Here is a 24,782-nt window from a genome sequence, read left to right on the forward strand (position 1 = left end):
GCGCTGGAGCCCGCTGAGGGCGGCGCTGGCAGTCGAGCGCGAGACCGCCGCGACCTGGCTGTTGTCTCGAGATCTCGCGCTCGCCTGTCAGCGTCGTCCTCAGCGGGCCGTGCAGATCAGGCGTTTTTCTCGAAGGCCAATCTGAGGCCGATCAGAGTCAGGTTGGGCTCGTGGTTGGTGATCTCGCGGGACTCGCCGATCACCAGCGACGCGAGGCCGCCGGTGGCGACGACGGCGGTCACCCCGCCGAGTTCCTCCACCATCCGACGCGCAATCCCGTCCACCTGCCCGGCGAACCCGTAGATGATCCCGGACTGCAGCGCTTCGACCGTGTTCTTCCCGACCACCGACCGAGGTCGCACCAGCTCCACCTTCCGGAGCTGCGCCGCCCGCGCGGCCAACGCGTCGACCGAGATGTCGATACCCGGTGCCAGCGCGCCGCCGAGGAACGCCCCGTCCGCCCCGACGACGTCGAAGTTCGTCGACGTCCCGAAGTCGACGACGACGGCCGGCCCACCGTAGAGGTGGTACGTCGCGAGCGTGTTCATGATCCGGTCCGAGCCGACCTCTTTCGGGTTGTCCATCACGATCGACACCCCGGTCCGAATGCCCGGCTCGATGATCATCGTCGGGATGTCGCCGTAATACCGATCGAGCATCGTCCGCAGCTCGCGCAGCGTCGCGGGCACCGTGGAGCACGCGGAGACGCCGGTGATCTGCACGGCCTCGCTCTCCAGCAGACCGCGGAACAGCAGCGCGAGCTCGTCCGCGGTCATCCGGCTGTCGGTCCGCACTCGCCAGGAGTGGACGAGCTTCTCCCCCGAGAACGTCGCGAGCACGATGTTCGTGTTACCGACGTCGATGGTGAGCAGCACCGTGAAGACCTTCCTGGCGGGGGCGTAGATCGAGGGCGATGTCGAGGATCGGGGACGAGTGGGTCAGGCCGCCGACCGAGAGGTAGTCGACGCCGGTCTCGGCGAACTCGCGGGCCCGGTCGAGCGTCAGCCCTCCGGTGGCCTCCAGCTCGACCTTCGCGCCGACGGCGGCCACCACCTCGCGCAGGAGGTCGGGCTCCATGTTGTCGAGCAAGAGGAACGTCGCACCGGCGTCCACGGCTTCGACCGCCTCGGCGACCGTGTCCACCTCGACCTGGACCGGCACCTCGGGGAACGTCGCCCGGACCGCCTCGAACGCCGCGGTGATCGAGCCGGCCGCGAACTTGTGGTTGTCCTTGATCATCGCGACGTCGTAGAGGCCCATCCGTTTGTTGGTGCCCCCACCGGCCCGAACCGCGTACTTCTCCAGCGGACGCAGGCCCGGCGTCGTCTTGCGGGTGTCCAAGACCTGCGCGCCCGTACCCTCGATCGCCTCGGCCCAGCTCCGGGTGTGGGTGGCGACGCCGCTCGCCCGGCAGAGCAGGTTCAGCGCGGTGCGCTCGGCGGTGAGCAGCGCCCGCGTCGGCCCGGTGACCGTCGCGAGCACGTCCCCGCGCCGCACCGAGGCCCCGTCCGCCACCAGCACCGTCCAGTCCGTCGCACCGGCCGCCTCGAACACCGCCAATCCGACCGACAGGCCCGCGACCACACCGGAGTCCCTGGCGACCAGGTCCACGACGTCGACCTGGTCCGCCGGGATCGTGGCCACGCTCGTCACGTCGACGCCGTCCGGACCGCCCAGGTCCTCGGCGAGCGATCGGGCGACCAGGTCGCGAACCCACGCGGGATCGAGCCCCGCGGCCAGGAACTGCTCGTCGAGAGAGCTCATGTCATCGCCTCGTACGTCTCGGTCAGCGCACCGTCGGGCCCGATCGCCGCGAGCAGGTGCCCCCGCCACGCGTCGACCGCGTCCGGGAAGTCTTCACGCCAGTGGCAGCCGCGGGTCTCCTCCCGGGCCAGCGCGGCGGCGACCAGCGCGGTCGCCACCGTGTGGAGGTTCGTGACCTCCCAGTTCACCGGGCGCGGGTCCATCGAGCGCTTGCCGCCGAGCTGGGCCAGGGTCTCCAGGGTGGACTCGAGCGAGTCAGCGGAGCGCAGTACCCCCGCACCCCGGACCATCGCGTGCTGCAGGTCCTCGCGCACTCCCGAGGACACCACGTAGCGATCGAGCCCGCTGCCTTCCACGTCCAGCGGCTCGGCCTGGGGCGGTAGGTCGCGGGCGAGGTCCGCGCCGATCCGGCCGGCGAACACCAGCCCCTCCAGCAGCGAGTTCGACGCGAGCCGGTTCGCGCCGTGCACGCCGGTGCACGCCACCTCGCCGCACGCGTAGAGGCCGGGCACGCTGGTACGCCCGTGCAGGTCGGTCCGGACGCCGCCGGACGCGTAGTGCGCCGCGGGCGCCACCGGGACCAGGTCGGTGACCGGGTCGATACCGGCCTGCCGCGCCCGGGCCAGGATCGACGGGAACCGGCCCTCCAGGAAGTCCGCGCCGAGGTGCCTGGCGTCCAGCCAGACGTGCTCGGCGCCCTCGGTGAGCATCTCCCTGGTGATGTTCTTCGCGACGATGTCCCGCGGTGCGAGCTCGGCCAACTCGTGCCGCCCCACCATGAACCGCTCGCCCGCGCCGTTGCGCAGATAGGCGCCCTCGCCGCGCATCGCTTCGCTTACCAGCGGTTGCTGGCCGGCGGGCGCGTTCGCCCCGAGGTACAGCGCGGTCGGGTGGAACTGGACGAACTCCAGGTCGGTGACGACGGCTCCGGCGCGCAGCGCGAGCGCGACCCCGTCGCCGGTGGAGACCGCCGGGTTCGTGGTGGACGCGAAGACCTGGCCGAGCCCGCCGGTCGCGAGCACGACGGCCCGGGCCAGCACCGCGCCGACGCCGTCCTCGGTGCCCTCGCCGAGCACGTGCAGGCTGACGCCGGCCGCCCGACCATCGGCGCCGGTGAGCAGGTCGAGCACGAGCGCGTGCTCGATCAGCCGGATACCCGGGTCGCGGTGAATGGCGGCGTGCAGCGCTCGCTGTACCTCCGCGCCGGTGGCGTCGCCGCCGGCGTGGACGATCCGGTTCGCGTGGTGACCACCCTCGCGGGTGAGCATCAGCGATCCGTCGGGGTTCCGGTCGAATTCCGCGCCGGCCCGGATCAGCTCGTGCAGCCGTCCCGGGCCTTCCCGGGTGAGGACCGCCACCGCGGCCGGGTCACAGAGCCCGACGCCGGCGACCAGCGTGTCCTTCGCGTGGGCGGCCGGGGTGTCGAGCGGGTCGAGGACGGCCGCGATGCCACCCTGCGCCCACCGGGTCGAACCGTCGTCGATGTTGACCTTGGTCACGACCACGACCGACAGCCCGGCCTCGCGGGCATGCAGCGCGGCACAGAGACCGGCGATGCCGGAACCGATCACGCAGACGTCCGCGGTGACGGTCCAGCCCGGCGTCGAGGTAACAAGACGGCGCGGTACCGGGCCGACAGTACCGACCGCCTGAGCCCTCCGTTGGACATCCACGTCTGGGAGCCTATTCGCTGGTGAACGCCGGTAGTCCGACGCGCGGCGTGCTACTGCCCACAGTCGGGACCGCACTCATCGCGCGGCACCCCCGAGCACGACGGGGCCGTTGTCGATCAGCCGGGTCGTCCCCACCTTGGCGGCGAGCAGCAGCCGCGCCGGGCCGCTCTCCGGAGCCGGTCCCAAGTCCGGCGCGGTGACCACCGCGTAGTCCAGCTCCAGGCCGGCGGTGTCGGCCAGCAGCGTGCGGGCAGCGGTCTCGACAGCGTCCGCGCCGTTCGGCCCGGCCTCCGCGCCGGCGCGCAGCGCAGCTGCGAGCGCGAGCGCGATCGTCCGCTCGGGCTCGGACAGGTACCGGTTCCGGCTGGAGAGCGCCAGGCCGTCCGGCTCCCGCACGGTCGGGACGCCCACCACCTCGATGTCCAGGTCGAGATCGCGGACCATTTGCCGGACCAGCGCGACCTGCTGGTAGTCCTTCTCCCCGAAGAAGACGACGTCCGGCCGGGTCAGGTTGATCAGCTTCAGGACGACCGTCAGCACGCCGTGGAAGAAGCCCGGACGGCTGGCACCCTCGAGGATTTCGCCGAGCGGCCCCGGGTTGACCCTCGTGTTGGGCTGCCCGTTCGGGTACATGACCTTCGGCGTCGGAGCGAACACGACGTCGACGTCCTCGCGGGCACAGATCGCCAGGTCGCCCTCGAGCGTCCGGGGGTACCGGTCGAAGTCCTCGTTGGGCCCGAACTGGAGCGGGTTGACGAAGATCGTGGCGATCACGGTCGCCGCGCGCGCCCGCGCCTGGCGCAGCAGGGCGGCGTGACCCTCGTGCAGCGCGCCCATCGTCATCACGACCGCGACCGGGCCGTCAGCACGCTCGCGCGCACGGGCGAGCGACTCGCGGTCGGTGACCACCGCAGGCGCCTGTACCCCACCCATCCTGACCTCCTTTGTGCACGGCCCGCCCAGGGGCGAGCCTGACGGCCGCGCGCAAGGCCTCGAGACCACAGCAAGGTAGAGGCGGCCTTGCGCGGACGCCAGCCTCGTCCTGGGCGGGCTCCACCGCCGTTGGAAGTACGCGCGCCTAGCGGCGCTTCAACTACCCAGTTGATCACGTTGCCGAGGTGCGGCTACCCAGGACGTCCAGTAGGCCCTCGGCCGCCGCGGGGTCGAGGCGGCCGGCCGCGATCGCTCGGTCGGCCGTGCGGCGGGCCATGGCCAGGTAACCGGCGACCGCGCTCGGCTGACGTCCGCGCAGGGCCGCGAGATGGCCGGCGACGGTTCCGGCGTCTCCGCGGGACACCGGACCGGTGAGGGCGGCGTCCCCCGACCGGAGAGCGTTGTCCAGCGCCGCCCCGGCCAGCGGCGCCAGCGCCAGACCGGGCTGCTCGACGCCGGCCGCGCGCAGTAGGTCGACCGCGTCGTTGATCAACGTGACCAGGTGATTCGCGGCCACCACCAGCGCGGCGTGGTAGAGCGGCCGCTGGGTGTCCTCGACCCAGATCGGCTCGCCGCCCATCTCCAGCACCAGCGCCTCCCCGACCGGACGCAGCTCCGGCACGGTGGTGACACCCCAGTGGACGCCGGCCAGCCGGCTGTCGTCCTCGTCCCGACCGCTGAACGTCATGATCGGGTGCAGCGCGAGCGGCAGTGCCCCGGCTCGGGTGGCCGGTTCGAGGACGCCGAGCCCGTGGGCACCGGAGATGTGGACGACCAACTGGCCCGGCCGGAAAGCACCGACCTCGGCGAGCCCGGTGATCAACGGTTCCAGGGCGTCGTCCGGGACGGCGAGGAGGGCCAGGTCCGCGGCGGCGACCACGGCGTCCGGCGGGACGATCGGCGTGCCGGGCAGTCGGCGGGTCGCACGATCGAGCGATGCGCTGCTCACCGCGGAGAGCGCGACGATCCGGTGCCCGGCCCGGGCGAGCGCCGACGCGAGCACCGATCCGGCACGGCCGGTGCCGACCAGGCCGATGGAGAGTCGTCCGGGCCGGTCGGTCGGGGACGACCGTTCCGGCGAGGAGTCGTGCGCGTGGTCCATGATCCAGTCCTCGGGCGCGGGTACCGGTCGCGGCAAGTATGCGCGTGCGTGGACGCGCGAGGTAGAGCGTGTCAGACGTGTCACAGCGTGACTACCGGAGGGGCGACCCGTCCGACCTACACGCATGTAATCCGAACTAACACTGTCAACCTTTGCCATCGATCGGCCATCCGAATTACACCACTTGCCGGAATCGGTGTATTCATCTATTAATGGGATGAAGGTGACCAGAGGAGGCTGCATGGCTCGCGCCAAGACTGTGCCCCGCCACACCGCCGCGTCCGTACCACCGGACCAGCAACCGCCGGAGCTCGCTGCCGAGCAGCGAGAACAGACGGAGGAGCGGCGCGGGGGCCACGGCGCGACGGCCCGTCGGCACGGTCGACGCGCGGCCAACCACGAACAGCACTCGGTGTTCGAGGACCGGTCGATACTCGACGCGCTGTGGAGTGCGGTGGTCGCTGCGCCGACGAGCGTGATGCCTCCGGCCGCCCCGGAAGCAGCGCCCGCGGAGGATGACGCGCCACCGCACGCAGCCGCACCACCGCAGGGCGAAGCGCCAGTCCAGGCGGCGACAGCGCCACCGGCCCCGCCGACTCCGGCCCCGGCCGCCGCGACGACCGTCGAAGCGCCGCCGCCGGTCGCCGCGACGCCCGCCCCGGTGGCGTCCGCGGCGCCGGAGCCGTTCACGCCGGTCCTCGGCCGCCCGATCATCCCGACGACGCCACCGGCCGCTGTCCCGGCGTCACCACCGGCACCGACACCGGTCCCGGGTCCGGCCGGCGACGCAGCGGCCGCGGGGATGCCGGGGATGACACCGCCGACCATGCCGCCGCCCGTCGCCGAAGCACCGGAGAACGCCGAACACCTGGGACGCGCCGGACACGCCGCTCCTCCCGGGACGCCGCCTCGCACCACCGGACCGTTCGACCTGAGCTACGCCGCACCGCCCTCCACCAACCGGACCATCTGGGCCGGTCCCCGGCACGCGGCACCGCACGACTGGAACTCGCTCAGCACGCTGCTCGTGGTCGAGACGCCGGCCGCAGTCGCCGACGCGGGCCTGCTGGTGCTGCGGCTCGTCGTCGGCCTGACGATGGCGGCGCACGGCGCTCAGAAGGCGTTCGGGTTGTTCGGCGGAGACGGGCTCGCAGCGACCGCCGAGGGTTTCTCCACGCTGGGCTACCAGCCCGGAATCCTGTTCGCGCTGGCTGCAGTGGTCGGCGAGCTGTTCGGTGGCTTGCTGCTCGCGATCGGCCTGCTCACGCCGCTCGCGGCCGGGGGCATCATCGGCGTGACGGTCAACGCGATGGTGGCGGTCAACCTCGGCAACGGCTTCTTCGCCAGCCACGGCGGCATCGAGCTGCCGCTGATCCTGACCGGGGCCGCACTGGGGCTGTTGCTCACCGGCCCGGGACGATACGCGGCCGACGCCCGCATCCCGTTCTTCAACGGCGCCGCCGTGCAGTGCGCGGCGGCAGGCATCGCCCTGCTCGCGATGCTCGCAAGCCTCGGCGCTCACCTGATCTAGGGAGCGACCCACCCATGACGCCTTGATGGTCCAACTCCGGCCCGAGTTGGATCATCAAGGCGTCATCTTTCCGCCGTGCTGGACGACCCCCGCCGGCCCGAGCCGGAACTCCACTCAAGGCGTCATCTTTCGTCGTCTTCGGCGGCCTCCGGTGGGCGGGAGAGCGGCAGGTGGACGCTCGCCACCAGGCCGTGCGGCTCCGCGTCACTCAGCACGATCGACCCGCCGTGGCGGCGCACGACCTCCCGAGCGATCGCCAGCCCCAAACCCGCCCCGCCGCTGTCCCGGTCGCGCGCATGGCTGGTCCGGGTGAAGCGCGCGAACACCCGTTCCCGGTCCTCGGCGGGGATCCCCGGACCGTCGTCGATGACCTCCAGCCGAGCCTGGTCCCCGTCCGACCCCAACCGCACCTCGACCCGCGCCTCCGCATAGCGCACCGCGTTCTCCACCAGGTTCGTGACGACCCTGGTCAACGCGTCCTCGTCCCCCTCGACGACCGCGGACGCCGCGCCCGGACGGTCGGCCCGCACCACCGGCACCCGCGTGCCGGTCGACCGGCCTGCCACCGCGTCCGCGACGACCGCCAACTCCACCGGCTCGGCCGGGCGGCGCTGTGCCGGCCCGTCGTCCATCCGCGCGAGCAACAGCAGGTCGTTGACGAGACGCGTCAGCCGCTCGACGTCGGCGAGCAGGTCGGCTGGGTCCGCCGGAACCGACGTCACCTCCGCCACCTCGATCTGCGTCCGCAGGCTCGCCAGCGGGCTACGCAACTCGTGGGCGGCGTCCGCGACGAACGCTCGCTGCCGTGCGCGCGCCGCGTCCAATCGGGCCAGCATGCTGTTGAGCGTGATCGCGAGCCGGTAGATCTCGTCCTGCGCCCGCGGCACCGGCAGCCGGTCGGCATCCCCCGACGCGGGCCGGCCGGCCGTGATCATCTCCGCGCCGCGGCGAAGTGCCTCCACCGGGTGCAGCGCGGCCCCGACCATCCGCCAGGCCAGCACCACGAGGACGATCAGCAGGAGGGCATATCCGCCCAGCACCACGACCCGCACCACCCGCACCGACTCGTGCACCTCGGTCGCCGGCACCGCCACCAGCACGGTCTTCGGGTCGGACTCCGTCCCGGCGGACACCGCGGCCACCCGGACGACCCCGTCCACCCCGAACGAGTGGCCGGGCTCGTACCGGGTGCCCTCGCGCTCGACCTCGACCAGCTCGTCCACCGGCAGCATCGACTTGAGTCGATCCGCGCCGCCGGTCGCCGCCAGTACCTGACCGTTCTCGTCGATCACCTGGATGACCGTGGTTCCGCCAGCCGGGATCAACTCGGGCAACGCGCCGGCGTCCTCCTGCGCCGCGACGTCCTGAGCGGTCTGCAGCGCAGTCACGTCCAGTGCGCGTTCGAGCGTCGTCCGCAGGACGACGACCAGCACCACCACGCTCAGCACCAGCGCGAGCACCACCGCCGCGGCTGCCAGCGCGACGAGCCGGGTCCGCAGCCGAGCCCTCCGCCAGGCCCGCACCGGCAACCGCACCGCGGTCCCGAGGCTCATCCCCGACGCCCCGACCCGGTCTTCACGCTCATCCGCCGTCCGGTTCCAGCCGGTAACCGGCCCCGCGCACCGTCGTCACCGCCCGGCGGCCGAACGGCTGGTCGATCTTGCGCCGCAGGTAGCCGACGTACACCTCGACGACGTTGGCCTCGCCCGTGTCGTAGAGGTCCCAGACGTGTTCGAGCAGCTCGACCTTGCTCACGACCTCACCGGCGTGGCGCATCAGGTACTCCAGCAGCGCGAACTCGCGGGCGGTCAGCGAGATCTCGGCCTCGCCGCGGGTCACCCGCTTGGAGGCCGGGTCAAGCACCAGGTCACCGGCGGTCAACGCCACCGGACGCTCCGGCGCACCCCGGCGGAGCAACGCCCGCAGCCTGGCTACCAGCACCACGTAGGAGAACGGCTTGGTGAGGTAGTCGTCGGCGCCGGCGTCCAACCCGTCGGCCTGGTCGTACTCGCCGTCCTTCGCCGACAGCATCAGCACCGGCACCCAGTTGCGCTCGGCGCGCAGCGCCTGGACGACCCGGTAGCCGGAGAGCTTGGGCAGCATGACGTCGAGCACCACCGCGTCGTACTCGTTCTGGCGCGTGCGCTCCAGACCGTCCAGGCCGTCGTGCGCGACGTCGACGACGAACCCCTCGGACTGCAGACCGCGCCGGAGCGCCGCAGCCAGCCGCACCTCGTCCTCGACGACCAGTACCCGCACGTGCTCCCCTTCGTTGCCCCGAATGGCGGCCGGGTCAGCCTCCGGCACCGCCACTGAGAAGAGGCTGAGGACTTCCGTGAACCCTTTCGACCTCCGACCTGCTCCGAGGGCAAGCGTCCCCAGCAGCGGCCGGTCGAAAGAGTTCGGTCTCAGCCCGGTCTCAGCATGCACCGAGCAGCATCGGCTTGTACCGCTGCCCACCGGGAGGTGTTCGCCTTGTCTCCGCAGGATTCCGGGGCACCACCGCCAGAGCGCCCGGAGGAACTCTCCTCCGGGTCCAGCTGGACCGCCCTCGCGGCCGACCCGTTCGCGTCCGCGCGCCGGCCGCTGCTGGTTCGCCGACCCGCCTTGCGGTGGGCAGTTCCCGCTGCCGTCCTGATCATGGCGCTGACCATCGGCGGCGTCAGCCGGATGCTGACCGCCGACGCCGCACCCTCGCTGCCACCGCGCACCGCTGCGGAGCTGCTGGTCGACCTGCAGACCGCCGTCCCCCACGCGCTGTCCGGGACCGTGGTGCAGCGGTCGGAGTTGGGGCTGCCGGACTTCTCCGGCGGCGGCCGGAGCGACTCTAGGTTCACGTCGATGCTGACCGGCGTCCACACGCTGCGCGTCTGGTACGGCGGTGAGGACCGGCAGCGGGTCGCGCTGCTCGGCCCGTTCGGCGAGTCGGACGTCGTCCGGAACGGCAACGACGTGTGGACGTGGTCGAGCGAGGAGAACACCGCCACGCACACCCGGCTCACCGCCGAGGATCTGCGGCCGGTCCGCCCGAAGCCGTCCTCCCCGATGCCCACGACCCCGCAGGACGCCGCCGACAAGGCCCTGGCCGCGCTCTCGCCGACCACCGAGGTCACCACCGACGGCACCGCGAAGGTCGCCGGGCGAGCCGCCTACGAGCTGGTACTGAAGCCCAAGGACGCACAGACGCGGATCGGGCAGGTCCGGCTCGCGATCGACGCCGAGAAGAAGATGCCGCTCCGGGTCCGCGTCTACGCCCGCGGCAGCAACAGCCCGGCGTTCGAAGTCGGCTTCACCCAGGTCTCGTTCGCGACGCCGGACCCGGCTCAGTTCGAGTTCACTCCGCCCGCCGGCGCGACCGTGAACGAGGCCCCCGCCGACGGCAAGCAGCCGGACCTCACCGACCGCGTCTCGGTCGTCGGATCCGGCTGGACCCAAGTCGCGATCGTGACCGGGGTGCAGACGTCCGGTGCGACGCGCTCGATGGTCGACGCGCTACCGAAAGTCAGCGGCTCCTGGGGTAGCGGCCGACTGCTCGAATCCGACTTGATCTCCGCGCTGCTCACCGACGACGGCCGGCTCGTGTTCGGCGCCGTCGATCCGGAGCGCCTCTACGCGGCGGCAGCGCGATGACGGCGCCCGCGGTCGAGCGTCGCCCGCAATCCGAACAGACCGAAGAAGACGCGCTTGCGGTCGCCACCGCGGGGTTGACCAAGCGGTTCCGAGGCGGCCAGCTGGCGGTCGACGGGATCGACCTCGCGGTGCCGACCGGTTCGGTCTACGGGTTCCTGGGCCCGAACGGGTCCGGGAAGACGACGACGATCCGGATGCTGCTGGGGCTGGTGCAGCCGACCGCAGGCACCCACCGGCTGCTCGACGGCCGGATGCCGGAGGACGCCGCGGCGGTTCTGCCCCGGGTCGGCGCGCTGGTCGAGGGCCCGGCGTTCTACCCGCACCTGTCCGGGCTCGACAACCTCCGGCGTCTGGACGCCGTCGACCGCACCGCCGACCCGGCGACCTCCGCGGAGCGGATCGGAGCAGCGCTGGACCGAGTCGGCCTCACCCCCGCCGGCAAGAAGCGCTACCGGGCCTACTCGCTGGGAATGCGGCAGCGCCTCGGGCTCGCCGCTGCCCTGCTGCGCCCCCGTGAATTGCTGATCCTCGACGAGCCGACGAACGGCCTGGACCCCCAGGGCACCCGTGAGGTGCGGACGCTCGTCGCCGAGCTGGCGGCGTCCGGCTCCACCGTCCTGCTCTCCACGCACCTGCTCGCCGAGGTCGAACAGATCTGCACGCACGTCGGCGTCATGCACGTCGGACGCTTGGTCGCACAGGCACCGCTCGCCGAACTGCGGTCCGCCACCGAGCCGCGCGTCGAGATCGAGACCGACCGCCCGGCGGACGCGGTGGCGACGCTGTGCCGGTTGGCGCTCTGCGACGTTCTGGCCGACGGACGGCGGGTGAGCGCCGCGCTCGGCGACCTGCCCTCCGACCGGGTCGTGGCCGCGCTGGTCTACGACGGCGTGCCGGTGCAGGGATTCCGGGTCGCTGTGCCCGACCTCGAAGAGGTCTTCGTCGATCTCACGGGGGAGGGCTTCGATGTCAGCGGCTAACCGGAACGCCTCGTACACGCTGGTTCCCGGCGCTTTCATACCGCTCAAGGGTGGGAGGGCGGGGCCGGATTTTGTGCCGTTGCCCGCGCGGCGCTCGAGCGTGCCCGGCACGATGGCCACCGTGCCGGAGAAGGCCAGCCGCTTTCGCGGTGGGTATCCGATCGGCCGGTTGTACCGTTCCGAGCTGCGGTTGATGTTCGGGCGTCGCCGCAACCTGGCCGCCCTGGGCATGCTCGCGGCCGTCCCGGTCGTGATCGCGATCGCGGTCTGGTGGTCGGGGCCGACGCGCGGCGCGGACGCACCGGCGTTCCTCGCGCTGGTGAACGGCAACGGACTGTTCGTCGCGCTGACCGCGCTCACCGTGTCGCTGCCGCTGTTCCTGCCACTGGCGGTCTCCGCGATCGCCGCGGACTCGATCGCCGGCGAGGCGAGCCTCGGTACGCTGCGGTACCTCCTGACCGTGCCGGTGAGCCGGACCCGCTTGCTGCTGGTGAAGTTCGCCGCCGTGGTGACCTACACGTTCGTCGGGGTCGCGCTGATCGCGGCGGTCGGCGCCGCGATCGGCGTGCTGCTGTTCGGCGCCGGCCCGGCCGCGCTGCTCTCCGGTGCGCAGGTCGGCTTCGGCACCGCGATGGGTCGGCTGGCGTTGGTGTGCCTGTACCTGACCGCCTGCCTGGTCGCGCTCGTCGCCGTCGGCATGTTCGTCTCGACGCTCACCGAGCAGCCGATCGGCGCCACGATCGCCGTCGTGGCGACCGCGGTGACCTGCGAGATCATCGACGCGGTGCCGCAGTTGTCCGCGATCCACCCGTACTTGCTGACGCATTACTGGACGACGTTCGGCGAGCTGCTGCGCGACCCGATCAGCTACGGACCGCTGGTCTCGGGTCTGGCGAGTGCCGCCGTGTACACGCTGGTGTTCGGCTCCGCCGCGTGGGCGCGGTTCGGCTCCAAGGACGTCACCTCGTAGGGTTCGCGTCCGTGCTGGTTCCATGGCGGCAAGCCGCTCAGGACGCGTTGTACGGGCCGAGCGGGTTTTACCTCTCCACCCGCCCGGCCTTCCATTTCCGCACGTCCGTGCATGCGGCTGCGGACCTGTTCGCGGACGCGATCGGCGCGTTGCTCGACCGGGTGGACACCGCGCTGGGCCATCCGGACCCGATCGATCTGGTGGACGTCGGAGCCGGCGGCGGGGAGTTGCTGTCGTCCCTGTCCGTTCCGGCGACCCTGGCGCGGCGCCTGCGGCTGACCGCCGTGGAGCGCGGTCCCCGCCCGTCGGGGTTGGTGCCCGACGTCGCCTGGGTCGACGAGTTCCCGCCGGTCACCGGCCTGCTGGTGGCGAACGAATGGCTGGACAACGTGCCGCTCGACGTGGCGTGCCGGGACGCGGACGGGGTGGACCGGCTGGTGCTGGTGGATCCCACCTCCGGCGCCGAGACGCTCGGGCCGCCGCTCTCCGGCGACGACGCGGCGTGGGTGGCACGCTGGTGGCCGCTGACGTCTCCGGGCGACCGGGCGGAGATCGGCGCTCCGCGCGACGCTGCATGGGCGTCGGCGGTGGGGCGGGTGCGGCGCGGGCTGGCGGTGGCCGTCGATTACGGGCACGACGCGGCGTCGCGGCCGACCGGCGGCTCGCTGACCGGGTACCGGGACGGTCGGCAGGTACCGCCGGTGCCGGACGGCAGCTGCGACCTGACCGCACACGTCGCGGTGGACGCGGTCGCCGCGGCCGTTCCCGCGAGCGGCGCCGTCGTGCGCCGCCAGCGGGAGGTGCTGCGGGAGCTGGGAGTCTCCGGGCGGCTGCCCCCCAGGAAGCTGGCGAGCACCGATCCCGCCGGGTACCTACGCGCCTTGAGCACCGCCACCCGCGCCGCCGAGATCACGTCCCCCACCGGTCTGGGGTCGTTCTACTGGCTCTTCCAACCCGTCCAACTCAAGAACGTCAAAGACGTTCTGCCCTGACGTTGAGCGCGCCGAGGGCGGCGCTGGCAGTTGAGCGCGAGGCCGCCTCGTATAACTGGTCGCCTGTCAGCGTCGTCCTCAGCGGGCCGCCCACTAGAGAGGGAGGGCGGCCTGGGCGGTGATTTGGACGGCGGCCTCCGGGTCCCAGAAGCGGCGGACTTCGCTGAGCGTCAGAGCGGGCATCAATCCACCGAGGCGGGCCCGCCAGACGCGGCCGATCGCACGCGAGCTCGCCTGGTACTCCTCGATCGAGGTCACCTGCACCGCGACACCGACCAGGTGCTCCGGGGAGCCACCGGCGGCCACGAGAGCGGTCAGCAGGTTCTGGAGGGCCCGGTCGAACTGGCCCACGAGGTCACCGTCGACGATGCGTCCGTCCCGGTCGACGCCGGTCTGACCGGCGAGCAAGACCAGCTGCCCGGTCGCTACGGTCGCGTGCGAGTAACCCCGCGGGTCGGGCAACTCGTACGGGTTCACCCGGCGGACGAACTCCGGTTCGCCGCCGACCGGACGATTGGCCGGGCGCGCGCCGCTCCGGTGCACCCGTCCGGGCGGATCCGACCGCTCACCCCGGCCGTCCGGCCGTCCGGTCACCTCGAGCCGTCCGGTCGCCTCGAGCCGTCCGGTCGCCTCGTGCCGCCCAGGTCCGTCCAGCCGTCCCGGGGCCTCCGGGCGGGCACCGGCCTCGGGCGCCGGCCGCCGAGCCGGGTCGGCGACGACCGCCCGCCCGGACACCGGCACCGAGGCCCGCGCCGCGCGCGGCCGATCTCCGGTGTCCGCCACTCCACGCGGCCGGTCACCGGTGTCCGCAACGCCTCGCGGGCGCTCTGCGGGGTCGACGCCGCGCAGCAGCACGTCTCCGGTCTCCGGCGGCATCCGCCGCGGCCGGTCCCCGGTGTCCGCCACCCCGCGTGCCCGGTCGGCCGGGTCGGGCCGCCGCGGCCGGTCTCCGGTGTCGGCCCGTCGCGGCCGGTCCCCGGTGTCAACCATGCCGCGGGATCGCTCCGCCGGATCGACCCCGCGCAGGACGTCCCCCGTCTCCGGTATCCGCCGCGGACGCGCGGCCGGGTCGAGCCGCGGCGGGGGGTCCCCGGTGTCCGCGACCCCCCGCGGGCGCTCCGCCGGGTCGAGCCGTTGCGGCCGGTCACCGGTGTCCGCGATGCCGCGCGGACGGTCGCCGGCGTCGCCGCGGCGGGGCAGCACCCGGCCGCGGTACCCGTCCTCTTCGATCGGTTCCGGCCGCCGCTGCTGAGGGAACCGCCGCGCGGCTGGCTCGTCGTCGGGGCGGCGGTGCGGCCGATCGTGGCCCTCGTCGCGACCGGCCCGCCCGGCCCGAGCCGCGACCCGCGCCGGGTCGTCCCGCCGCACCAGCGAACGGCCCGGCGAGAACTCCTCTTCCGTCCCCGGGTTCCGCCGCTCACGGCGGTCGGAACGCTCCGGACGCTCGTCGATCGCGGGGTCCAGGGCCCCGAGCGGATCGGTCAACGGATCCGGACGTCGACCGGCCTCTCGCGACGGCGCATCGTCCCAGCTCCGCCGCCGGTGACGCTCGGAAGCGGACCATTCCTCGTCGGGGTGGCCGTGGCGGGGGTGAAGGGGCTGGAGGTCGCGCGCTCGGTGCCGACCGCTCTGACCCAGATCGTCAGTCACTCCGAAGCTCACGCCACAACCGTCCCAGCGTTGTCACCTTTACCTGACCCGTCTGCGCAGCCGCGGGCCCACGACGGCGTGACCGGGCTGGAGTCCGGTGGCACATCTTCCGCTCCGAAGCGGCACCGGGGCAAACCGAGTTGGCTGCCACCCTACGATGCCCCGACGTCGGACGTGGCTGGATCGGACGATGCGCACCCGTGCCTTGACCGCACCGTGACTCGACTGCGCGGACGCCGCATCACACCGTGACCTGCAGAGTTTCCAACCCGCGGATGACGTATCCGGATTTCCAGCGCGGCGTCTCGGCCAACGCCAGCCCTGGCACCCGGCGGATCATCGTCTCGAACGACGTGGCCAGCTCGATGCGGGCCAGCGGCGCGCCCAAGCAGTAGTGGATGCCCGCACCGAAGGAGATGTGCGGATTGGGTGAGCGTCCCAGGTCGAGGCGCTCGGCGTCCGGGAAGACGGTCGAGTCGCGGTTCGCGGAGCCGAACAGCAGCGCGACCTCTTCGCCGCGCGGGATGCGGACGCCGTGCACCTCGATGTCTTCCAGCGCCCACCGCTCGAACAACTGGAGCGGGGTGTCCCACCGCATCAGCTCTTCGATCGCGGTGCCGTACCCGACCTCGCCCGCGCGCAGCCGCGCCAGCTCCGACGGGTTGCGGAACAGCGCCCACCAGCCGTTGCCGGTGACGTTCACGGTCGCCTCGTGCCCGGCGTTGAGCAGCAGCACGCAGGTCCCGACCAGTTCACCGTCGGTCAGCTGGTCACCCGCGTCGGCCACCGACGCGAGTGCGCTGATCAGGTCGTCACCCGGGTTCGCCCGCCGCTCGGCGGCGAGTCCGACGAGGTACTCGGTGAACTCGACGCTGGCGCGCACCGCCTTGGCCTGCGCTTCGGCCGACGGCTTCAGCTCGTACATCCCACAGATGTCGGCCGACCAGGGCCGCAGCAGGTGCCGGTCGGAGTCCGGGATACCCAGCATCTCGGCGATCACCGCGACCGGCAGCGGCTCGGCGACGGTCGCGATCAGGTCCACCGGCGAGCCCTGGGAGCCCGCGTCGAGCAGATCGGAGACCAGCCCGTCGGCGAACTCCCGGATGCGCGGCGTCAACCGCTCGACCGTCCGCGGCGTGAACGCCTTCGAGACCAGCCGACGGAGCCGGGTGTGGTCCGGTGGCTCCCGGTCCAGCATCCCGTTGTTGTTCAGCGTCCAGAACGGTTCGAGGTGGTCCGCCGGCGGCTGGTGCCCCATCTCCTCGTGCGACGCGACGTGCAGGTAGGACCGGCCGAGCCGACGATCTCGGAGCAGCGCGTCGACGTCTGCGTGCCGGGAGAACACCCACTGCCCGGTGCGCTCGTAGCGCCAGATCGGCGCGTTGGCGCGCAGATCGGCGTAGACGTCGTAGGGCCAGGCCACGAACTCCGGCGACTGCGGGTCGAACGCGGGAGCGGGAGCTAGTGATCCGGTCATTCGACCACGCTAAGCCATGTTTCATCGGTTCGGTCTGCTGGCCTTTGAAACATGGCTCGGCCCGCATCGTGGAACGATGAGCGGGTGGAGCTCACCGTCGGCCTGGGTAGCGGCGCGGACATGGTCACCGACGACCGTCTCGCCACCGCTGACATGGTGCTGAACATCGGTCCGCAACATCCCTCGACGCACGGCGTGCTGCGGTTGCGCCTGGTGGTGGACGGTGAGCAGGTCATCTCGGCCGAGCCGATCGTCGGCTACATGCACCGCGGCGCCGAGAAACTGTTCGAGGTGCGCGACTACCGCCAGATCATCATGCTGGCCAACCGGCACGACTGGCTCTCGGCGTTCTCCAACGAGCTGGGCGTCGCACTGGCCGTCGAACGGATGATGGGCATCGAGGTACCGGAGCGGGCCACCTGGCTCCGGACGCTGCTCGCCGAGCTCAACCGCGTCCTGAACCACCTGATGTTCCTGGGTTCCTACCCGCTGGAGATCGGCGCGATCACGCCGATGTTCTACGCCTTCCGCGAGCGCGAGACGCTCCAGGCGGTGATGGAAGAGGCCTCCGGCGGCCGGATGCACTACATGTTCAACCGCGTCGGCGGCGTCAAAGAGGAAGTGCCGGCCGGGTGGACGAACCGGGTACGGCTGGCGGTGGCCGACGTCCGGCGCCGGATGGCCGACCTGGAACAGATCATCCGGACGAACGACATCTTCCTCGCGCGCACGGTCGGCATCGGTGTCCTCGACCCGGACGTCGCCGCCGCCTATGGGGTGAGCGGACCGGTCGCCCGCGCGTCCGGGCTCGACCTCGACCTGCGCCGGGACGACGAGTACCTGGCGTACGGGGAACTGAGCGACGTGCTGGAGGTCGTCACCCGCACTGCGGGCGACTGCCACGCACGCTTCGAAGTGCTGCTCGACCAGGTGCACGTCTCGCTCAACCTGGCGGACGCCTGCCTGGACCGCCTGGCCACCGTAGGCGGGCCGGTGAACGTCCGCCTACCGAAGGTCGTGCGCGCGCCGGAGGGCCACACCTACGCGTGGACCGAGAACCCGCTCGGCATCAACGGCTACTACCTGGTGTCGCGCGGCGAGAAGACGCCGTGGCGGCTGAAGCTGCGGACCGCGTCGTACTCGAACGTGCAGGCGCTGGCCACGCTCTTGCCCGGCACGCTGCTGCCGGACCTGGTGGCGATCCTCGGCTCGATGTTCTTCGTCGTCGGCGACATCGACAAGTGAGCTACCAGGAGCGGCTGCGCTCCCAGGGCTGATGGGGGCCACGGTCGTCGTCGGCGGAGGCGTGCCGCGCGTGGCGTCCGCCGGAGCCGCTCGACTCGTCCGGGGCGGCGTTCCCGCCGGCCGGGGGTAGGTGCTCCAGGCTGGGCAGCTCGAACTCGGCGGACGCCTGGTCGGCCGACGAGCTGCCCCGGTGTTCGGACGCCGGGGGCCAGGTCGGTGCGGGCGGGACGTCCGGCAGCTCGTCCCAGCGCTGCGAACCGAAGCCGTTCCCCGAGCCGAAACTGTCGCCGGCCGCGAACCCGTTGCCGGACCCGAAGCCCGGCTCGGCGCCGAACGCGGGCTCCGAGAGCGATCGCCCGCCGACCGTGTAGGGGACGTCGAAAACGTCGCCGGTGATCGCGCCGGTGATCACATGTGGGTCGTCGCGGTCGTAGCGCTGCGACCCGGTGTCCCAGCTGTTGCTGGTCTCGCGCCAGGACGACCACTCGCTCGCCGAGCTGAGTTCGCCGTCGCGGCGGCTCTCGGGCTCCGCGGCGGGCTGCGGCGCCGACGGCGACCCCGACCGTGCCCAGAACTCGCTGTAGTCGATCGTGCCGGCCTCACCGGGGGCACCCTCGGGGCGCTTCTCCGCAGCGTCGGCACCGTCCGCCGTCGTGCGCGACCCGTAGACGCCCGCGTCCAGCCGCTGCGGCGTGTAGACCGGCGGGGCGTCGTCGTAGTCGATCAACTCGTACGAGGGCGCCTGGTCGTCCTCGGGGGCCCGACGGCGCCCGCTGCGTCGCCGCCCGGAGGTGTCCTCGACTTCCGGGTCGTAGGACGCTGGCGAGGCGGAGGAGCCCGGCGCGTAGGTGCCGGCCTGGTACGTCTGGCGGCGACCGCCGGGATGGCCCTGGTTGGCCGGGTCGCCCACGTCGTCCACGTCGGCGCGGCGGCGACCGTACTCGGTGCCGGTCGGCTTGCCGCCGGGCACCGGGGCACCGGCCGCCGGGCGACGCGGCCGGTTACCGGCGGGTGCCTCCGGCGCTGCCGGGTCACCCGGGGTACGGGCGCTGCCGTACGTGCCGGCCTGGTAGCGGATCGGCTCCTGCCGGGCGGCACCGGGAGCTCCGGGAGCACCGCCGCGGCCGTCGGCGTTCTCCTCCTCGGTACCGCCGAACCAGTCGTAGCCGGGGTCGGGCGACGGAAGGTTGACGCTCGTGGCCTCTTCGCGTGCTGTGATCGCGCGCCGCTCGGCGCGGCTGCGCGAATCGTTGCCCCGGTAGCGGCCGTCGACCGGGTAGTCGTCCTCCGCGGCCGGTAACGCACCGGTTAAGCGGTTGAGCCGCGTGGACTCGGCGCGCAGGACGCTGTCGCGACGGGTGGCCTCCAGCTCACGGTGAACACGCTCGAGTTCGCGGTGGACCGAGACCTCCACACCACGACGAAGCGAGTCGATGTCCGCACGGAGCCGGTCGACCTCGGTGCGGAGCTGGTCCTCGACGTCGTCCTTGACCATCGCGGCGTCGTCCCGCAGGACAACGCTCAGGCCGATGATGACGACGGAGAACACGGCGAGCACAGCGGCTGCCCGCAGGGGCCCGACGCCGTTTCCGAGCACCAGGAGCAGTGCCGCGATCGGTGCGATGGCGACGCCGACCCAGAACAACTTGCCGACGTGACGCCGGAAGTCATTCGTAGTCGGTGCGCTTTCGCTCCCCCCGCGCTCCGGGGGCGGTAGATGAGGCGGCGGCATGCGATCGAGGTTAGCGAGTCGCTCACCCGGTGTCCGCGTTCTGGGCGATCCAGAAGCCTCGCCTGCGGGCATATCGCCCGTCTTGTCGGATGCGTTCGCGTCCACACCAGACGGTTCGCCCGGTTTTCGTACGTCGGTGGACGGTTCAACACTATCCGTAGTCGGCTCGTCCACCTCCACCGACCGTGCACTCTGCGGATCCACAACGCCACGGTAACCCGACACTCGCACCACGCCGGGCCAGCGATGACCGAAAATCTCACTAAGGGTGAATCTGATATTCCTTACGGCAGTTAACTATCTGGTGATCGAGGCGGAAAATCCGGGATCGCGCCGAATTTAGTGACCGTGGCCACCTGCTGCGTCCGAAGGCTCGCCGTCGAGCTGCAGGACCTGGTCGCAGGCGCGCTGGGCGAACTCGAAATCGGCCGTCGCGAGCAGGACAGCGTTCGGCGACCCGCTGGGCAGATCGCGTACCAGGCCGGCCAGCGCCGCCGCCGTGGCCGCGCCCATGCCGACCGCCGGATCGTCCAGTAGGAGTAGTTCCGGACCGGCCAGCAGCGCCCGAGCGAGCACCACCCGGCCGTGCAGCGACGCCGGGACGGCGGCCAGGTCCGCATCGGCGTACTCAGCCGCTCCCAGCCGGGACAGGTGATCCCTCGCCAGCTCCCGGAGCGCCGGGCCCTGCACCCGGAAGCGGGTCGCGCCGAACAGCGCAACACCGATCCCCGCCTGACGTCCGGCGGGAACGGCCGGGACCCGAGGCACCCCCGGCGAACCGACCAGAACGTTCTCGAGGACGGTCAGGCCCCCGTAGAGACCGACGCCCTGCAGCGTCCGGGCCACACCCATGGTGGTCAGACGGTGCGGGCGCGGACGTAAGGCAGCCCCACGCCAGGTGATCTCGCCCGCCTCCGGCCGCACGAAGCCGCAGACCGTGTTGAACAACGTGGACTTGCCGACGCCGTCCGGCCCGACGACGCCGACCACCTGTCCGGACTCGACGCTCAACGAGAGGGTGCTCAAGGCGACCGTGGTGCCCAGCCGAGTCCGGACGTTCGCCAGCCGCAGCACCGGTAAGCGAGTATCCGAGCCGGTCGGCCGGGTACCGGTAGCGGTCGGCACGGCCTGGTCCGAGGACATCAAAGCCATCCCTGTCTCCTCGGGAGCGTCGATCCGTCAGCAGCCGAGTATGTGGTAACCGTCACACCATCTGCAAGACATGTTCCGGCAACCAGGCAGGGACATAACGGGCAGCGGACGCGACGACTCAGCGGCGTCCTAGACGCTCCATCAGGCGGGTGACCGCCAGCCCCACCAGAATCGCCGCCCCGGAGATCACCGCACCGACCCACCGATCCGCCCCGACCAGGTCGAGGTGCAGCCGGATCAGTCCGAGCAGGACGGCAGCGAGGACGACACCGAAGACCCCACCCCGTCGCCCGTGAGCGCTCACCCCGCCGAGCAGCGCGACGCTGAAGCCCACCATCGCCAGCTCGGCCATGCCCGCGTACCCGGCGGCGCTGGAGCCGCGGTTCGCGGTGTCCAGCAGGCCGGCGGCCGCCGCGAGCGCACCTGATCCGGCGAGCGCACCTGCCGCCGCGATCGAGGCGACGAATCCCACCCGCTTGGCCGGGTCACCGGTCGGACGCGAGCGACCGACGAAACGCCGGAACGCCGGAACGGCGAGCAGCAGCCCGCCCACCACCGAGATGCCGGCGGCACCGGCGAGCCACCACTCCGCCGCCACGTGGACGTCCGGCGTCTCACCGCCGACCGGACGCGCGGCGCTGCCGGCCAGTGCAGGCACCAATCCGGACAACAACCCGGCGATACCCAGGCTCACGGCCCAGCTCGGGACGCCGAACAAGGTGCTGAACAGCGCGATCACCAGGCCAGCCAGCGCTCCCCCGGCGAGCGCCATCGCCAGCGCGTTACCGAACGGATGGCCCTCGGCCCCGACCAGCCAGGCGTAGTCCGCCCCCGCCGCGATCGCGATCGCTCCGATCGCGATGTTCGGCATGCCGGCTCGGAGCGAGAGCGCCGCCGCGCTGCCCAGGAGGACGGCGGTGGCGATCCAGAGCAGGACGGCCGGGCCGGCGTCGCCACGGAAGATCTGGTCGTCCTGCGCGAGGACGAGAAGCACCTCGGTGACACAGGCCGCGGCCAGGACGACTTCCCAGGCCAGATGCGGCCAGAGCCGGTCCCGGACCGGAGGCTCGGACACCGGCTCGGCGAACGTCGGCGGCACCGGGGGCGGCGGCTCCTCGGGCGGAAGCGTCGGCACTCCGTACGGCGGCGTGTTACCGCCGAGCAGCTCGGTCGGGGTGTCGTCGGCGAACCGGAGATCGTAATCCGGCGGGTACTCGTACTCGCCGGTCGTAGTGCCCGGCAGGGTCAGCGTCCCGGAGTCCCGATCGTCGATACCCGGATCGTCACTGTGCTGTTTGCCGTCCACGATTGACCTCCCGGCGCGCGCCCGCGTCGACCCCCGTCGAAATCCGACAGTAGCCCCCAAGCGCACACCCGGGCGGCCCGGCGATCACTCCGAGTGCTTGAGCAGGTAGTCGATGAACGCCGCGCGGATGATCGGCTCCTGCTCGCCGTACTCGTGTCCGGTCAGCTGCCGCCAGAGACCGACAGCCTCCTCGATCGAGGTGCCGACCGAACCGAGACTCTCGTCGTTCGACTCGGTCTCGCGGGCGCTCGGCAGGCGCTCGATCAGGTTCCAGAAGAAGCCGATGTCGCCCCGCTTCCGTGCGCTCGCGAACGCGCGGCCGCGCAACTCCTCCGTCGACAACGCGTCCAGGGTGGCCAGATCGCTCATGGGTACGTCCTTTGATCAGGATCTTCGTCGTCAGGTGGTTCCGGGATCCGGCACGACCGCTCCAGCCACAGCGCGGCCGCAACCAGCAGGATCGCCGCGACCAGGCCGCCCGTGCACTCCGGCAGGTCGTCGGCGGCCGCGGCCAGCCGGTCGCGCTCGCCGAGCAGGAACACCAGCAGGCCCGCGTACAACCCGACGAACAGCGCGCCGCCGAGCGACGACGCCTTCGCCAACGCGGCGAAACGGGCGACGGCGAGCGGCTCCACCGGAGCGGCGCCCTCGTCCCGGTCGATCCGGGACTTCGTCGCGCGGGCCACGATCAGCTCGAAGATCGCCAGCAGCGCCAGCGTCAGTACCGGGAACCAGGTGAACGTCGGCAGGTCACCGTAGAACCGGTTCGCCATCGCCCAGGCCGCTACACACGCGACCAGCACCACCAGCGCGAGGCTGCCGGGGCGGGTCGGGGTCAACCGCGGGGTCGGCGTCGGCGGGCTGGGGGGCGGAGTCACTCCTGGTCACCTCTCCAGGCTCAAGTCATCGCGGCGGCGGACACTGGCCCGCTCATTGTCCGGCAGCGCCTCGACGAGCTCACGCACTGACCGCGTCGAGCCGCGCCCGGCGAGTACCGCGTCGGGCTCGACCGCGAGCCACGGCACGAGGACGAACGCCCGCTGGTGGGCGCGCGGGTGCGGCAACGTCAGCTCGGGGTCGTCGGAGAGCACCGGCGTCCCGTCCGCATTGTGCACCTGCACTACGTCCACATCGAGCGTTCGCGGGCCCCACCGCACGTCGCGCACCCGGCCGGCGGCGAGCTCGGCCTCCCGGCCGGCCGACAGCCATCCGGAGGCGTCACGGTCGGGCGCGTCGGCCACCAGGATCGCGTTCAAGTAGTCGTCCTGCGGAACCGGTCCCCAGGGATCGGTCTCGAACACGGGCGAGACGCGCACCGCGCCGTCGCTCCGGAGTGCGGTGATCACTGCGGCCAGGTTTGCCAGCCGGTCACCGAGGTTGGATCCGATCGAGAGCACGGCTCTGGTCACGAGCGTTCCCGCCGGACCGTCACGGCCACGTCCGCGAACTCCAACGGTATCGGCGCCTGCGGCTTGTGCACGGTCACCTCCGCGGCGCTCACCCGCGGATCGTCCAGGCAGACGTCGGCCAGCCGGGCGACGAGCTTCTCCAGCAGGTTCACCGGCTCACCCGCGACCACCGCCGCCAGCCGCTCGGCCAGTTCGCCGTAGTGCACGGTGTCGGTGACGTCGTCGGTCTCCGCCGCCTTGCGCGTGTCGAGTTCCAGCACGACGTCGACGACGAACGGCTGGCCGTCCCGACGCTCGTGGTCGTAAACCCCGTGGTACCCGGTCACCCGCAGACCGGTCAGCACGATCCGGTCGCTCATCCTGCGGCCCTCCGGTACGCCTCCACCACCGCGATCGCATCGACGCTCTGCCGAACTTCGTGCACGCGCACACCCCAGGCACCCGCCTGAGCCGCGAGCACCGTGATCGCCAGCGTGGCGTCCTCGCGCTCGTCGACCGGCCGCGGTTTGCCTGCCGCGTCGGCCAGGAGTGTGCCCAGGAACGACTTGCGGCTGGCGCCGATCAACACCGGCAGCCCCAGACCCTGCAGGACGTCCAGCCGGGCCAGCAGCTCCCAGTTGTGGACGCCGGTCTTGGCGAACCCCAGCCCCGGGTCGAGGATCAGCGACTCCGGCGTCACCCCGGCCGCGACCGCCGCGTCGACCCGTGCCGACAGCTCGTCCCGGACCTCGGTGACCACGTCGTCGTAGTGCGCCAACTGCTGCATGTCCCGGCTGTGGCCACGCCAGTGCATCAGGATCCACGGGCAGCCGGCATCCGCGACGACGGCACCCATGCTCGCGTCCGCCAGCCCGCCCGAGACGTCGTTGACGACGGTGGCGCCGGCCGCGAGAGCCGCCTCGGCCACCGCCGCACGGGTCGTGTCGATGCTCACGACGACGTCCGCGGCGACCAGCTCGCGGATCACCGGGACCACCCGGGCGATCTCCACGGTGGCGTCGACCCGCTCGGCACCCGGCCGGGTCGACTCACCCCCGACGTCGATCAGGTCGGCGCCCTCGGCGACGAGCTCGCGGGCGTGCGTCACCGCAGCGTCCAGGCTTTCGTACCGCCCACCGTCGGAGAACGAGTCGGGCGTCACGTTGACGACGCCCATCACCACGCACCGCCCGACGTCGGGTAGGCCGGTCACCTGCTGGGCCCGAGCCGAAGTGGCGGGACCACTCGCTGCGGACC

23 protein-coding genes are annotated in these 24,782 nt (G+C 72.1%); 6 read left to right on the top strand and 17 right to left on the bottom strand.

Features of this window, described 5'->3' with window-relative positions:
* Positions 1-116 precede the first annotated feature (116 nt).
* The 5 genes from ABEB28_RS13010 to ABEB28_RS13030 all read right to left on the bottom strand — a co-directional run bounded on the left by ABEB28_RS13010 (position 117) and on the right by ABEB28_RS13030 (position 5,472).
* Positions 117-875 carry a type III pantothenate kinase gene (locus tag ABEB28_RS13010; RefSeq protein WP_345728306.1) on the bottom strand — a complete coding sequence of 253 codons (759 nt, stop codon included), beginning with the start codon at positions 873-875 and terminating at the stop codon, positions 117-119.
* Complete coding sequence (gene nadC, locus ABEB28_RS13015; RefSeq protein ID WP_345728307.1) at positions 850-1,764, bottom strand: carboxylating nicotinate-nucleotide diphosphorylase; 915 nt, start codon at positions 1,762-1,764, stop codon at positions 850-852. The genes ABEB28_RS13010 and nadC overlap by 26 nt, the downstream gene beginning before the upstream one ends.
* Positions 1,761-3,437, bottom strand: a complete 1,677-nt coding sequence (locus tag ABEB28_RS13020; RefSeq protein WP_345728308.1) for an L-aspartate oxidase — start codon at positions 3,435-3,437, stop codon at positions 1,761-1,763. The genes nadC and ABEB28_RS13020 overlap by 4 nt, the downstream gene beginning before the upstream one ends.
* 75 nt (positions 3,438-3,512) lie before the next feature.
* A complete protein-coding gene (panC, locus tag ABEB28_RS13025) occupies positions 3,513-4,370 on the bottom strand; it encodes a pantoate--beta-alanine ligase (protein WP_345728309.1) in 858 nt (285 codons plus the stop codon).
* A gap of 172 nt (positions 4,371-4,542) precedes the next feature.
* Positions 4,543-5,472 (bottom strand): Rossmann-like and DUF2520 domain-containing protein, encoded by a 930-nt coding sequence (locus ABEB28_RS13030; protein WP_345728310.1) that lies wholly within the window; start codon positions 5,470-5,472, stop codon positions 4,543-4,545.
* A gap of 241 nt (positions 5,473-5,713) precedes the next feature.
* Here ABEB28_RS13030 and ABEB28_RS13035 point away from each other — a divergent pair, with 241 nt between their 5' ends.
* Positions 5,714-7,003: a DoxX family protein gene (locus ABEB28_RS13035; RefSeq protein ID WP_345728311.1), complete on the top strand. Its 1,290-nt coding sequence runs from the start codon at positions 5,714-5,716 to the stop codon at positions 7,001-7,003.
* Between the two features lie 122 nt (positions 7,004-7,125).
* Here the strand turns inward: ABEB28_RS13035 and ABEB28_RS13040 are convergent, their stop codons facing one another.
* Both ABEB28_RS13040 and ABEB28_RS13045 read right to left on the bottom strand, forming a co-directional pair.
* On the bottom strand, positions 7,126-8,556 hold the full coding sequence (locus ABEB28_RS13040) for a sensor histidine kinase (RefSeq protein WP_345728312.1): 1,431 nt from the start codon (positions 8,554-8,556) through the stop codon (positions 7,126-7,128).
* Positions 8,557-8,584: 28 nt separating this feature from the next.
* Positions 8,585-9,262 (bottom strand): response regulator transcription factor, encoded by a 678-nt coding sequence (locus ABEB28_RS13045; RefSeq protein ID WP_345728634.1) that lies wholly within the window; start codon positions 9,260-9,262, stop codon positions 8,585-8,587.
* 381 nt (positions 9,263-9,643) lie between these two features.
* On the opposite strand from ABEB28_RS13045, the gene ABEB28_RS13050 reads away from it, so the two are divergent.
* The 4 genes from ABEB28_RS13050 to ABEB28_RS13065 are packed head-to-tail and all read left to right on the top strand — an operon-like array spanning position 9,644 to position 13,575.
* A complete protein-coding gene (locus ABEB28_RS13050) occupies positions 9,644-10,633 on the top strand; it encodes a LolA family protein (protein WP_376980338.1) in 990 nt (329 codons plus the stop codon).
* The gene (locus ABEB28_RS13055; protein WP_345728314.1) at positions 10,630-11,613 is read left to right on the top strand and encodes an ABC transporter ATP-binding protein; all 984 of its coding nucleotides are present in this window, start codon (positions 10,630-10,632) and stop codon (positions 11,611-11,613) included. The genes ABEB28_RS13050 and ABEB28_RS13055 overlap by 4 nt, the downstream gene beginning before the upstream one ends.
* Positions 11,600-12,583 (top strand): ABC transporter permease, encoded by a 984-nt coding sequence (locus tag ABEB28_RS13060; RefSeq protein ID WP_345728315.1) that lies wholly within the window; start codon positions 11,600-11,602, stop codon positions 12,581-12,583. The genes ABEB28_RS13055 and ABEB28_RS13060 overlap by 14 nt, the downstream gene beginning before the upstream one ends.
* An 11-nt stretch (positions 12,584-12,594) precedes the next feature.
* Entirely contained in the window at positions 12,595-13,575 is a 981-nt protein-coding gene (locus tag ABEB28_RS13065; RefSeq protein ID WP_345728316.1) for an SAM-dependent methyltransferase, read from the top strand.
* Between the two features lie 93 nt (positions 13,576-13,668).
* On the opposite strand, the gene ABEB28_RS13070 is transcribed toward ABEB28_RS13065, so the two are convergent.
* Both ABEB28_RS13070 and ABEB28_RS13075 read right to left on the bottom strand, forming a co-directional pair.
* Positions 13,669-15,060, bottom strand: coding sequence for a RidA family protein (locus ABEB28_RS13070; protein ID WP_345728317.1), 1,392 nt, complete (start codon positions 15,058-15,060; stop codon positions 13,669-13,671).
* Positions 15,061-15,466: 406 nt separating this feature from the next.
* A complete protein-coding gene (locus ABEB28_RS13075) occupies positions 15,467-16,702 on the bottom strand; it encodes a cytochrome P450 (RefSeq protein WP_345728318.1) in 1,236 nt (411 codons plus the stop codon).
* A 120-nt stretch (positions 16,703-16,822) separates the two neighbouring features.
* Between ABEB28_RS13075 and ABEB28_RS13080 the strand changes: the two genes are divergently transcribed.
* Positions 16,823-17,947, top strand: a complete 1,125-nt coding sequence (locus ABEB28_RS13080) for an NADH-quinone oxidoreductase subunit D (RefSeq protein ID WP_376980340.1) — start codon at positions 16,823-16,825, stop codon at positions 17,945-17,947.
* A gap of 1 nt (position 17,948) precedes the next feature.
* On the opposite strand, the gene ABEB28_RS13085 is transcribed toward ABEB28_RS13080, so the two are convergent.
* The 8 genes from ABEB28_RS13085 to folP form a co-directional block, all read right to left on the bottom strand.
* On the bottom strand, positions 17,949-19,592 hold the full coding sequence (locus tag ABEB28_RS13085; RefSeq protein WP_345728320.1) for a hypothetical protein: 1,644 nt from the start codon (positions 19,590-19,592) through the stop codon (positions 17,949-17,951).
* Positions 19,593-20,018: 426 nt separating this feature from the next.
* Positions 20,019-20,831 carry an ATP-binding cassette domain-containing protein gene (locus ABEB28_RS13090; protein WP_345728321.1) on the bottom strand — a complete coding sequence of 271 codons (813 nt, stop codon included), beginning with the start codon at positions 20,829-20,831 and terminating at the stop codon, positions 20,019-20,021.
* 118 nt (positions 20,832-20,949) lie between these two features.
* Positions 20,950-22,137 (bottom strand): ABC transporter permease, encoded by a 1,188-nt coding sequence (locus tag ABEB28_RS13095; RefSeq protein WP_345728322.1) that lies wholly within the window; start codon positions 22,135-22,137, stop codon positions 20,950-20,952.
* An 84-nt stretch (positions 22,138-22,221) separates the two neighbouring features.
* Positions 22,222-22,506 carry a hypothetical protein gene (locus ABEB28_RS13100; RefSeq protein WP_345728323.1) on the bottom strand — a complete coding sequence of 95 codons (285 nt, stop codon included), beginning with the start codon at positions 22,504-22,506 and terminating at the stop codon, positions 22,222-22,224.
* The gene (locus ABEB28_RS13105; RefSeq protein WP_345728324.1) at positions 22,503-23,015 is read right to left on the bottom strand and encodes a DUF3180 domain-containing protein; all 513 of its coding nucleotides are present in this window, start codon (positions 23,013-23,015) and stop codon (positions 22,503-22,505) included. The genes ABEB28_RS13100 and ABEB28_RS13105 overlap by 4 nt, the downstream gene beginning before the upstream one ends.
* Positions 23,016-23,021: 6 nt before the next feature.
* Positions 23,022-23,546, bottom strand: a complete 525-nt coding sequence (gene folK, locus ABEB28_RS13110; protein ID WP_345728325.1) for a 2-amino-4-hydroxy-6-hydroxymethyldihydropteridine diphosphokinase — start codon at positions 23,544-23,546, stop codon at positions 23,022-23,024.
* A complete protein-coding gene (gene folB / locus ABEB28_RS13115; RefSeq protein ID WP_345728326.1) occupies positions 23,543-23,905 on the bottom strand; it encodes a dihydroneopterin aldolase in 363 nt (120 codons plus the stop codon). The genes folK and folB overlap by 4 nt, the downstream gene beginning before the upstream one ends.
* Complete coding sequence (gene folP, locus ABEB28_RS13120; protein WP_446684879.1) at positions 23,902-24,702, bottom strand: dihydropteroate synthase; 801 nt, start codon at positions 24,700-24,702, stop codon at positions 23,902-23,904. The genes folB and folP overlap by 4 nt, the downstream gene beginning before the upstream one ends.
* Between the last annotated feature and the right edge of the window lie 80 nt (positions 24,703-24,782).

This window comes from Cryptosporangium minutisporangium (genome assembly GCF_039536245.1).
Lineage (GTDB): Bacteria > Actinomycetota > Actinomycetes > Mycobacteriales > Cryptosporangiaceae > Cryptosporangium > Cryptosporangium minutisporangium.

Coding starts and splice junctions, on each gene's coding strand:
- nadC (WP_345728307.1), bottom strand. CDS start 1,764: ATGAGCTCTCTCGACGAGCAGTTCCTGGCCGCGGGGCTCGATCCCGCG.
- panC (WP_345728309.1), bottom strand. CDS start 4,370: ATGGGTGGGGTACAGGCGCCTGCGGTGGTCACCGACCGCGAGTCGCTC.
- ABEB28_RS13030 (WP_345728310.1), bottom strand. CDS start 5,472: ATGGACCACGCGCACGACTCCTCGCCGGAACGGTCGTCCCCGACCGAC.
- ABEB28_RS13035 (WP_345728311.1), top strand. CDS start 5,714: ATGGCTCGCGCCAAGACTGTGCCCCGCCACACCGCCGCGTCCGTACCA.
- ABEB28_RS13040 (WP_345728312.1), bottom strand. CDS start 8,556: ATGAGCCTCGGGACCGCGGTGCGGTTGCCGGTGCGGGCCTGGCGGAGG.
- ABEB28_RS13050 (WP_376980338.1), top strand. CDS start 9,644: ATGGCGCTGACCATCGGCGGCGTCAGCCGGATGCTGACCGCCGACGCC.
- ABEB28_RS13055 (WP_345728314.1), top strand. CDS start 10,630: ATGACGGCGCCCGCGGTCGAGCGTCGCCCGCAATCCGAACAGACCGAA.
- ABEB28_RS13060 (WP_345728315.1), top strand. CDS start 11,600: ATGTCAGCGGCTAACCGGAACGCCTCGTACACGCTGGTTCCCGGCGCT.
- ABEB28_RS13075 (WP_345728318.1), bottom strand. CDS start 16,702: ATGACCGGATCACTAGCTCCCGCTCCCGCGTTCGACCCGCAGTCGCCG.
- ABEB28_RS13080 (WP_376980340.1), top strand. CDS start 16,823: ATGGTCACCGACGACCGTCTCGCCACCGCTGACATGGTGCTGAACATC.
- ABEB28_RS13090 (WP_345728321.1), bottom strand. CDS start 20,831: ATGGCTTTGATGTCCTCGGACCAGGCCGTGCCGACCGCTACCGGTACC.
- ABEB28_RS13100 (WP_345728323.1), bottom strand. CDS start 22,506: ATGAGCGATCTGGCCACCCTGGACGCGTTGTCGACGGAGGAGTTGCGC.
- folB (WP_345728326.1), bottom strand. CDS start 23,905: ATGAGCGACCGGATCGTGCTGACCGGTCTGCGGGTGACCGGGTACCAC.
- folP (WP_446684879.1), bottom strand. CDS start 24,702: ATGGGCGTCGTCAACGTGACGCCCGACTCGTTCTCCGACGGTGGGCGG.